We start from the raw sequence: 8,929 nt of genomic DNA on the forward strand, positions 1-8,929 counted from the left end.
GAGCTTCAGCCATGACCCCTACACCTGTACGCCAGGAATACGAGGTGCAGCTGCAGCCTTTGCTCAGTGTGCCCGTGGAACGCAATCTACCGTTGGCCCAGCGGCTGTGGCAGCACGGCTGGCTGCGCAAGGCCGTGATCCTGGTGGTGATCGCCGCCTTGTGGGAGGCGATCGCCCGCTACCAGGGCAACGACCTGCTGCTGCCGACCTTCCTGCAGACCGCCGCCGCGCTGTGGGACGGCCTGCTCAGTGGCGAGCTGCCGGCCAAGGTCGGCGTGTCGCTGGTGATTCTGCTCAAGGGTTACCTGCTGGGTATTGCGCTGGCCTTCGGCCTCACCAGCCTGGCGGTGTCGACCCAGCTCGGTCGTGATCTGCTGGGTACCCTGACCTCGATGTTCAACCCATTGCCGGCGATTGCCCTGCTGCCGCTGGCGTTGCTGTGGTTCGGGCTGGGCGACAACAGCCTGATCTTCGTGCTGGTGCATTCGGTGCTGTGGGCGCTGGCGCTGAATACTTATGCGGGCTTTCTCGGTGTGTCGGAAACCTTGCGCATGGCCGGGCGCAACTACGGCCTGAAAGGGCTGCGCCTGGTCCTGCACATCCTGGTACCGGCGGCGCTGCCGTCGATCCTCTCGGGGCTGAAGATCGGCTGGGCGTTCGCCTGGCGCACGCTGATCGCCGCCGAACTGGTGTTCGGCGCCAGCAGCGGCAAGGGCGGGCTGGGCTGGTACATCTTCCAGAACCGCAACGAGCTGTATACCGACAAGGTGTTTGCCGGATTGGCGGTGGTGATCCTGATCGGTTTGCTGGTCGAGGGGCTGGTGTTCAATACCCTGGAGCGGTTGACGGTGCGCCGTTGGGGCATGCAGAGGTAATACACCTGTGCCGGCCCTTTCGCGGGTAAACCCGCGAAAGGGCCAGCACAGGTGACTAATTCATGTACTGTGCTGCCGCATTGCTCAAGGTCCTGGCGATCTCTTCGCGCAGTGCCTGCGGCTCTTCGATCACCAGGCCTTCCCCTTGGCTCAGCACCCACCAGCGCAATGGCCCGCCATCTTCCACCGTGGCCCGCAGCCGGTGCCCCTGGTCCAGCGCAGTCAGCTGCATGTCCACGCTCAACGGCGCCTCGCGCAACTGCCGGGCCAGCAGGTCGCTGACCCACGCCTGCATCTCGATCCCTTCACCCTGAACCGGCTGAAGCGCATCACCGCGCAAATAGCCCTGCAGATCGAAATTCCCCCGCAGCTCGCCCGCAACGTTCGCTGACCAGTGCCAGCCAAACGGAATGCTCTTGTCATTGCGGTCCAGCGGAAAGATCAGCGACAGCTCGTTGAGGTCCCGCTCCACCGTACGTTTGCTGACGTTGAAGCCCACATCGCGCAGGCGCCATACCAGTTCAGCGCTGGTAATACCTGGAGAACGGCTGGGTAACTGGCGCAGCAGCGCCCATTGACGGCTGAGGGTGGCGCGGGTGGTGGCGAACGGCAAAAGGTAACGTCCTTGTCTAGGCTTGCCGCAACAGGATGGCGGCTAGAGCGGGTCATGGCAATTAGCCATAACCCGTTCAGATCAAGGAATGCGCAATTGGTTGCCTTGCCTCGAATCGTTCGCGACAGGTTTTGACGTGACGTCGCGCAGAATCACGCCTCATCACAGCCGCGGTCGGGCCTGTGGGTCGTTCAATGAGGATGAACATGTCTGCTGTCAGCAATATCCACTCGCTGCTCGCCCGTCTTCTGCCAGAGCAGGTCATTTGCCCACCGACGCACGCCGGCAGGCGACAGCGGCTGTTTGCCGGAGTAGGGCTGCCCAGCCAGCGCGCGCTGCTGGTCAACCGCCTGGACGAGGCGCACGACCTGCAGGCGGTATACGCCGACCTGCGCCAACAGGCGCTGGCTGGCAATGTGGCAGCACTCAATGACCTCGGCTGGATTTGGCTCAATGGCAAGTACTGGCGGGCCGACACGGCGCTGGCCGGGCACCTGCTGCGCATGGCGGCGCTGCAGGGCAATGCGGCGGCGTGGTTCAACCTGGGCCAGCAGCATTACTTCGGCAAGGGTGTCGAAACCTCCTATGCGCAGGCCGAGGAATGTTATCGCCAGGCCTTCGAGCGCGGCATGCTGCATGCCGCTGCCGCGCTGGGTGACCTGTACGAAGAAGAAGTCTGCGATGCCACGCTGGGCTGGCAGGTGGACCCGGGCCAGGCCTACCAGTGGTTTTTGCGCGGCGCCGAGCGGGGCGAGGCGCGTTGCCGGTTTGAAGTGGGCTACCGTTTGTTGCATGGCCTGTACGTGGACGCCGATATCAAGGCTGCGCTGTATTGGCTTGAGCTGGCGGCGGCAACCGGGGTGATGCAGGCGGCCGAGGAGTTGGCGGTGCATTTCAGCAGCCGGGATGACGCGCGTTACCAGGACTGGCGTGACCGGGCAGTGCAGATGGGCAGCACATTGGCCCTGACCATGAAGCTGGAAGACCAGGTTCAGCCCTGAATGAACAACAATTCATCAAAGTCCCTCGTCGCACACGGTTGACGACAGGGGGAGGCGCAGGCGTATATTGATAGTTAGCAAACTATGAATATACTTGGTTCCCCACATGTCCATTGACTCCCTGCGCCTGCAAGTCAGCAGCGGCATGGTGGTTGCCGCTCGCCACTGGCGGCGCATCTGCCACAACGCCCTGATCGGCTACGGTATCTCCGAGGCCTGCGCCGCACCGCTGCTGATGATCGTGCGCCTGGGCGATGGCGTGCACCAGGTGGCCGTGGCCCAGGCTGCCGGGCTGGAAAGCCCGTCGCTGGTGCGCCTGCTCGACCAGCTGTGCAAGGCAGGCCTGGTCTGCCGCAGCGAGGACCCACTGGACCGCCGCGCCAAGGCCCTGAGCCTGACCGGCGAAGGCCGTCGCCTGGCCGAAGCCATCGAAGCCGAGTTGGTGCGCGTGCGTCATGACGTGCTGCAGGGCATCGACGAGGCCGACCTGCAAGCGGCGCTGCGCGTGTTGCGCGCCTTCGAGGCCGCTGGCCTGGGTACTGCAGGCGGGGTGGCATGAACGGCTTCTTCAGCTCGGTGCCGCCGGCCCGCGACTGGTTCTATGGCGTGCGCACCTTCGCCGCATCGATGATCGCCCTGTACATCGCCCTGCTACTGCAGTTGCCGCGACCGTATTGGGCGATGGCCACCGTTTACATCGTCTCCAGCCCGTTCGTCGGCCCCACCAGCTCCAAGGCGCTGTATCGCGCCGTGGGGACGCTGCTCGGTGCTGCCGGGGCGATCTTCTTCGTGCCGCCGCTGGTGCAGTCACCGGTGTTGCTGAGCATCGCCATCGCCCTGTGGACCGGCACCCTGCTGTTCCTCTCGCTGAACGTGCGCACAGCCAACAACTACGTGCTGATGCTGGCCGGCTACACCTTGCCGATGATTGCCCTGGCGGTGGTCGACAACCCGCTGGCGGTGTTCGACGTGGCATCCTCCCGTGCCCAGGAAATCTGCCTCGGTATTGTCTGCGCGGCGGTAGTCGGTGCGATCTTCTGGCCACGCCGGCTGGCGCCGGTGGTGGTGGGTGCAACCGGTAGTTGGTTCACCGAGGCGATCCGCTACAGTGATACCTACCTCGCCCGCGAAGCCAGCGCTGACAAAGTCGGTGGCATGCGCGCAGCGATGGTCACCACCTTCAACTCGCTGGAGCTGATGATCGGTCAGCTCGGCCACGAAGGCGCCGGCCCGCACACGCTGAAGAACGCCCGCGAGCTGCGCGGGCGGATGATCCACCTGCTGCCGGTGATCGACGCCCTCGACGACGCCCTGATCGCCCTCGAAGGCCGCGCCCCGGCCCATTACGCCCAGCTCCAGCCGGTGCTGGAAGCCGCCCGCGAATGGCTCAAAGGCACTGCCGACAGCGCTTCTGTCGCCCGCTGGGCGGCCTTGCACGAGCAGATCGACCGCCTGCAGCCCGGCGCTGCTGCCCTCGACCAGCGTGCCGAGCTGCTGCTGTCCAACGCTCTGTATCGCCTGACCGAATGGGCCGACTTGTGGCAGGACTGCTGCTCCTTGCAGCATGCCCTGCGTACCGACGACCCCAAGCCTTGGCGCGCGGTCTACCGCCACTGGCGCCTGGGCCGCCTGACCGCGTTCTTCGACCGTGGCCTGATGCTCTACTCGGTGGTCTCCACGGTGCTGGCGATCGTCGTCGCCTGCGGCCTGTGGATCGGCCTGGGCTGGAACGACGGCGCCAGCGCGGTGATCCTCGCCGCCGTGTCGTGCAGCTTCTTTGCCGCCATGGACGACCCGGCGCCACAGATCTACCGGTTCTTCTTCTGGACCTTGATGTCGGTGATCTTCTCCAGCCTGTACCTGTTCCTGGTGCTGCCCAACCTGCACGACTTCCCGATGCTGGTGCTGGCCTTCGCCATCCCGTTCATCTGTGTCGGCACCCTGACCGTGCAACCGCGCTTCTACCTCGGCACCTTGTTGACCATCGTCAACACCTCGACCTTCATCAGCATCCAGGGTGCCTACGACGCCGACTTCTTCACCTTCCTCAACTCCAACCTGGCCGGCCCTGTTGGCCTGCTGTTCGCCTTCATCTGGACCTTGGTGATGCGCCCGTTCGGCGTCGAGCTGGCGGCCAAGCGCATGACCCGCTTCCTCTGGCGCGACATCGTCGAAATGACCGAGCCGGCGACCCTGGCCGAACACCGCCAGGTCGGCGTGCAGATGCTCGACCGCCTGATGCAGCACCTGCCGCGCCTGTCGCAGACCGGCCAGGACAGCGGCGTGGCGCTGCGCGACCTGCGCGTGGGGCTGAACCTGCTTGACCTGCTGGCCTACCTGCCGCGAGCCGGCCAGCAGGCCCGCGAACGCCTGGGCACGGTGATCGAGGAAGTCGGCGCGCACTATGCCGCTTGCCTGCGCGCCGGTGAACGCCTGCACGCGCCGGCTGCGCTGCTGCGCAACATGGAGCGTGCGCGCCTGGCGCTTAACCTGGATGAACTGTACGAGCGCGGCGATGCCCGCACCCACTTGCTGCATGCCCTGGCAGGGCTGCGCCTGGCCCTGCTGCCGGGGGTCGAGGTGATGCTTGAGCCTGCCGAACAACCACAACTGCCCCCCGGCCTCGACGGAGCGCCCCTGTGATCGGTGAACTGGATATCAGCGGGGTGTTCCTGCCCACGCTGCTGGTGATGATGTTTGGCACCTACCTGCTGTTCCTGGGGGTGCACGCGGTGCTGGTGCGCCTGCATTTCTACCGCCTGGTCTGGCACCGGGCGCTGTTCAACGTTGCCCTGTATGCCGTGCTGCTGGGTGCGGTCGACCACTTTTGCCGAAGCCTGATGCTGCCATGAAAAAACCTTTGCTGACCCTGGGCCGTGTGGTCCTGACCTTGCTGGTAGTGACCTTCGCCGCCGTGCTCGTGTGGCAGATGGTGGTGTACTACATGTTCGCCCCCTGGACCCGCGACGGGCACATCCGTGCCGACGTGATCCAGATTGCCCCGGACGTGTCCGGCCTGATTCAGAAGGTCGAGGTGCGCGACAACCAGACCGTCAAACGCGGCGACGTGTTGTTCACCATCGACCAGGACCGCTTCACCCTCGCCCTGCGCCAGGCCAAGGCGACTCTCGGCGAGCGCCAGGAAACCCTGGCCCAGGCCTCCCGCGAAGCGCAGCGTAACCGCAAGCTCGGCAACCTGGTGGCGGCCGAGCAGTTGGAAGAGAGCCAGTCCCGCGAGGCGCGTGCCCGCTCGGCGGTCAGCGAGGCCCAGGTGGCCGTCGACACCGCCCAGCTCAACCTCGACCGCTCGGTGGTGCGCAGCCCGGTGGATGGCTACCTCAACGACCGCGCCCCGCGCGACCACGAATTCGTCAGCGCCGGCCGCCCAGTGCTGTCGGTGGTCGACAGTGCCTCGTACCACGTCGATGGCTACTTCGAGGAAACCAAGCTCGGCGGTATCCACATCGGCGACGCCGTCGACATCCGCGTAATGGGCGATAACACCCGCCTGCGCGGCCATGTGCAGAGCTTCGCCGCCGGCATCGAAGACCGTGACCGCAGCAGCGGCGCCAACCTGCTGCCCAACGTCAACCCGGCGTTCAGTTGGGTGCGCCTGGCCCAGCGCATTCCGGTGCGTATCGCCTTCGACGAAGTGCCGGAAGACTTCCGCATGATCGCCGGGCGTACGGCCACCGTGTCGATCCTTGAGGGCCAGCGCCCATGAAACAGCTGATCCTGGCGGGTTTCTGCCTGTCCCTGGGGGCCTGCATGATGGTCGGCCCCGACTACCAAGTGCCGAAGGACGCGGCGGTGCAACGCAGCGACCTCAACGGCCCGCTGCGCCAGGATGCCGACAGCGTGGTGTCGGCACCGGTGCCCGAGGACTGGTGGCAGCTGTATCAGGATCAACGCCTCAACGAGCTGGTGCGCCAGGCGCTGAGTGCCAACACCGAACTGCGCGTGGCGGCGGCGAACATCGCCAAGGCCCGAGCCCAGGTCGAAGTGGCCGAGTCCCAAGGCGGGTTCAACGGCGGCATCAAGGCCGGCGCCCAGCGCCTGCAGGAGTCCGGCCAAGCGTTCCTGCTGCCTGAGAAGGTACCGGTGGCCAATATTGGCGAGGCGATCATCAGTGCCTCGTACCAATTCGACCTGTGGGGTACTTTCAAGCGCGGCACCGAGGCCGCCAAGGCCAACGCCGACGCGGTGCAGGCCGCCGCCGACACCGCGCGCATTACCCTGGTGGCCGACGTGGTCAAGGCCTACACCCAGGTGTGCTCGGCCAACGAGGAGTATCACATCGCCCGCGAGTCGCTCGACCTGCAGGAGCAGAGCGTGAAGCTCAACCAGCGCCTGCGTGATGCTGGCCGCGGTGACGAAACCCAGGTCACCCGCTCGCAGACCCAGTTCAAGTCGCTGCGCGCCGAGCTGCCGCGCTTCAAGGCCGAGCGCGAGACCGGCATGTACACCCTGGCGGCGCTGCTGGCCAAGCCTGTGGATAAGTTGCCCGCCGGCACCGCGGATTGCGCCGAGCTGCCTCAGCTGAACCAGTTGGTGCCGGTTGGCGACGGCGCCGCCCTGCTAAAGCGCCGTCCTGATGTGCGCCAGGCCGAGCGCCAGCTGGCGGCGGCGACCGCCGAGATCGGTGTGGCCACCGGTGCGCTTTACCCGGACATCAGCATCGGTGCCCAGGTTGGCACCATCGGTATTCTCGAAGACTTGGGCGATCCGTCGACCAACCGCTGGGGCTTTGGTCCGCAGATCAGCTGGAGCATTCCTACCAACGGTACCCGCGCCCGCATTCGCATGGCTGAAGCCTCGACCCAGGCGGCCCTGGCGCATTTTGATGGGGTGGTGCTGAACGCCATTCGCGAGACTCAGACCCGCTTGGCGCAGTACAGCGCGCTGCTGGACCGGCGTGATGCGTTGGCAGAGGCGGAGAAGTCGGCTAAGGAAGCGGCGGACCAGACGCACCGGTATTACCAGGCGGGGCGTGAGTCGTTCCTGGCGGATTTGCAGGCGACGCGGACTTATACCGACGTGCGCTCGCAGCTGGCGGCGGCCAACAGCCAGGTGGCGTTGGGGCAGATTGGTGTGTTCCTGGCGTTGGGTGGGGGGTGGAAGGAAACTGCCAAGCACTGAGATTGCGGCCGTTGTGGGAGCGGTTGTACCCGCTCCCACAAGTATGCCTCGACCTCTCGAGGTATATGACTTTTTTGGAGCTGAACCAGATCCCTCAGTTTTGATCTCCCGCCGAACTATCCTACAGGGCCTGTCGGAAGCAGCTGTCTTGGCTGAAAAGTCTCCCCGGAATAATGTCCTCGGGTCCCCTTTCCAAAGGCATTGACCCTTTCGCAATTCATTCCCTCTGTTCGCTTCCTGCGCCGCAAGCATTGGTCCGGGTACAGTTCCCTGACTTGAATTTATATCGATATCGATATATTTTTTGATCTGCAGCTTCCTGCATGTTCAGCCAAGCCTTGTGAGACGGACGGATGGAGCAGTGTGATTCGGTGCCTTGGAGAGGGCGAGTCATGAATTGCACATCAAGCGTCTGGACCGACGGCATAGGGGATCTGACATGCGGGTCGATGAGAAACCCATCGAGTGGGTGGGCAGCAGTAAAGAGGACTTACGCAGCTTTCCGCTGGTAGCTAGACAGCGCGCTGGGTACCAACTGGATTTGATTCAAGCAGGCGAGGAGCCTGCGGACTGGAAGCCTGTGGAAACGGTAGGACAAGGCGTGCGGGAGATTCGCATCAAATGCAAAGACGGCGCTTTTCGCGTTTTTTATGTCATTAGCCGTCCTGAAGCCATCTATGTCCTGCATGCGTTTCGCAAGACCACTGAGAAGACTGAAAAACGCGACATCGACTTGGCAAGAGCCCGGTTCAAGTCGCTGGGCTGAAAACGGAGGGATTCAACAATGGCAAACGAGCGATCTACCTCGGTTTGGGACGTGTTGGTTGACTCGCCTGAAGAGGCAGAGAACCTACGGCTGCGTTCGAAGCTGATGCGCGAATTGACCAAGGCTGTGCGGGCCTGGGATCTTCCGCAGAAAGATGCAGCTAAGCGGTTGCGAGTGACTCAACCGCGCTTGAGCGAGCTGCTCAATGGCAAGATTGATAAATTTTCACTGGATGCCCTGGTAAACCTGCTGGCCAATGCTGATTTGGAAGTGGATTTCACGGTGAAAGGGAAGGCAGCATAGTTCGGACAAGTGATTCGCTTCGGGCTGGCCTTGCGCTGGCCCGCATTGTTAGCGCTGGCCAGACTTACCTGCGCTGTCAGACATTTCCGAACCTGAAACCAAATGCTTCAGTTCGGGTTCCAGGGACTGTCAGATTTTTTGTGTGCGGGCCGGTAACGGCCTGCCGTTAGGCAGGCCCTGATTTTCACCAGGTCGGCCTGATGAACCGATCTCCGTACAGAACCGCAAATTG

General features: G+C 64.0%; 10 protein-coding genes. 9 read left to right on the forward strand and 1 reads right to left on the reverse strand.

Annotated elements, in window-relative coordinates; all coding sequences use genetic code 11:
- Positions 1–11 precede the first annotated feature (11 nt).
- Positions 12–875: an ABC transporter permease gene (locus tag ABE528_RS26255; protein ID WP_152955376.1), complete on the forward strand. Its 864-nt coding sequence runs from the start codon at positions 12–14 to the stop codon at positions 873–875.
- Between the two features lie 55 nt (positions 876–930).
- On the opposite strand, the gene ABE528_RS26260 is transcribed toward ABE528_RS26255, so the two are convergent.
- On the reverse strand, positions 931–1,488 hold the full coding sequence (locus ABE528_RS26260) for a WYL domain-containing protein (protein WP_346654512.1): 558 nt from the start codon (positions 1,486–1,488) through the stop codon (positions 931–933).
- Between the two features lie 206 nt (positions 1,489–1,694).
- Here ABE528_RS26260 and ABE528_RS26265 point away from each other — a divergent pair, with 206 nt between their 5' ends.
- The 8 genes from ABE528_RS26265 (at position 1,695) to ABE528_RS26300 (ending at position 8,697) form a co-directional block, all read left to right on the forward strand.
- Positions 1,695–2,489: a tetratricopeptide repeat protein gene (locus tag ABE528_RS26265; RefSeq protein ID WP_152955380.1), complete on the forward strand. Its 795-nt coding sequence runs from the start codon at positions 1,695–1,697 to the stop codon at positions 2,487–2,489.
- A gap of 106 nt (positions 2,490–2,595) precedes the next feature.
- The gene (locus tag ABE528_RS26270) at positions 2,596–3,048 is read left to right on the forward strand and encodes a MarR family transcriptional regulator (RefSeq protein WP_346654513.1); all 453 of its coding nucleotides are present in this window, start codon (positions 2,596–2,598) and stop codon (positions 3,046–3,048) included.
- Positions 3,045–5,132, forward strand: coding sequence for an FUSC family protein (locus tag ABE528_RS26275; protein ID WP_152955382.1), 2,088 nt, complete (start codon positions 3,045–3,047; stop codon positions 5,130–5,132). The genes ABE528_RS26270 and ABE528_RS26275 overlap by 4 nt, the downstream gene beginning before the upstream one ends.
- Entirely contained in the window at positions 5,129–5,341 is a 213-nt protein-coding gene (locus tag ABE528_RS26280) for a DUF1656 domain-containing protein (protein WP_016392395.1), read from the forward strand. The genes ABE528_RS26275 and ABE528_RS26280 overlap by 4 nt, the downstream gene beginning before the upstream one ends.
- Complete coding sequence (locus tag ABE528_RS26285; RefSeq protein ID WP_054883917.1) at positions 5,338–6,213, forward strand: HlyD family secretion protein; 876 nt, start codon at positions 5,338–5,340, stop codon at positions 6,211–6,213. Before ABE528_RS26280 ends, ABE528_RS26285 begins: the two co-directional genes overlap by 4 nt.
- The gene (locus ABE528_RS26290; RefSeq protein WP_346654514.1) at positions 6,210–7,628 is read left to right on the forward strand and encodes a TolC family protein; all 1,419 of its coding nucleotides are present in this window, start codon (positions 6,210–6,212) and stop codon (positions 7,626–7,628) included. The genes ABE528_RS26285 and ABE528_RS26290 overlap by 4 nt, the downstream gene beginning before the upstream one ends.
- A gap of 439 nt (positions 7,629–8,067) precedes the next feature.
- A complete protein-coding gene (locus ABE528_RS26295; RefSeq protein ID WP_152955387.1) occupies positions 8,068–8,394 on the forward strand; it encodes a type II toxin-antitoxin system RelE/ParE family toxin in 327 nt (108 codons plus the stop codon).
- Positions 8,395–8,412: 18 nt separating this feature from the next.
- On the forward strand, positions 8,413–8,697 hold the full coding sequence (locus ABE528_RS26300) for an XRE family transcriptional regulator (RefSeq protein WP_054883914.1): 285 nt from the start codon (positions 8,413–8,415) through the stop codon (positions 8,695–8,697).
- Positions 8,698–8,929: the final 232 nt, after the last annotated feature.

Origin of the sequence: Pseudomonas sp. TWI628, from assembly GCF_039673865.1 — a bacterium.
Taxonomy (GTDB): domain Bacteria; phylum Pseudomonadota; class Gammaproteobacteria; order Pseudomonadales; family Pseudomonadaceae; genus Aquipseudomonas.

Bases quoted from the DNA above. Each gene is read 5' to 3' on its own strand.
- ABE528_RS26255 (WP_152955376.1), top strand. From the start codon at position 12: ATGACCCCTACACCTGTACGCCAGGAATACGAGGTGCAGCTGCAGCCT.
- ABE528_RS26285 (WP_054883917.1), top strand. From the start codon at position 5,338: ATGAAAAAACCTTTGCTGACCCTGGGCCGTGTGGTCCTGACCTTGCTG.
- ABE528_RS26290 (WP_346654514.1), top strand. From the start codon at position 6,210: ATGAAACAGCTGATCCTGGCGGGTTTCTGCCTGTCCCTGGGGGCCTGC.
- ABE528_RS26265 (WP_152955380.1), top strand. From the start codon at position 1,695: ATGTCTGCTGTCAGCAATATCCACTCGCTGCTCGCCCGTCTTCTGCCA.
- ABE528_RS26300 (WP_054883914.1), top strand. From the start codon at position 8,413: ATGGCAAACGAGCGATCTACCTCGGTTTGGGACGTGTTGGTTGACTCG.
- ABE528_RS26295 (WP_152955387.1), top strand. From the start codon at position 8,068: ATGCGGGTCGATGAGAAACCCATCGAGTGGGTGGGCAGCAGTAAAGAG.
- ABE528_RS26270 (WP_346654513.1), top strand. From the start codon at position 2,596: ATGTCCATTGACTCCCTGCGCCTGCAAGTCAGCAGCGGCATGGTGGTT.
- ABE528_RS26275 (WP_152955382.1), top strand. From the start codon at position 3,045: ATGAACGGCTTCTTCAGCTCGGTGCCGCCGGCCCGCGACTGGTTCTAT.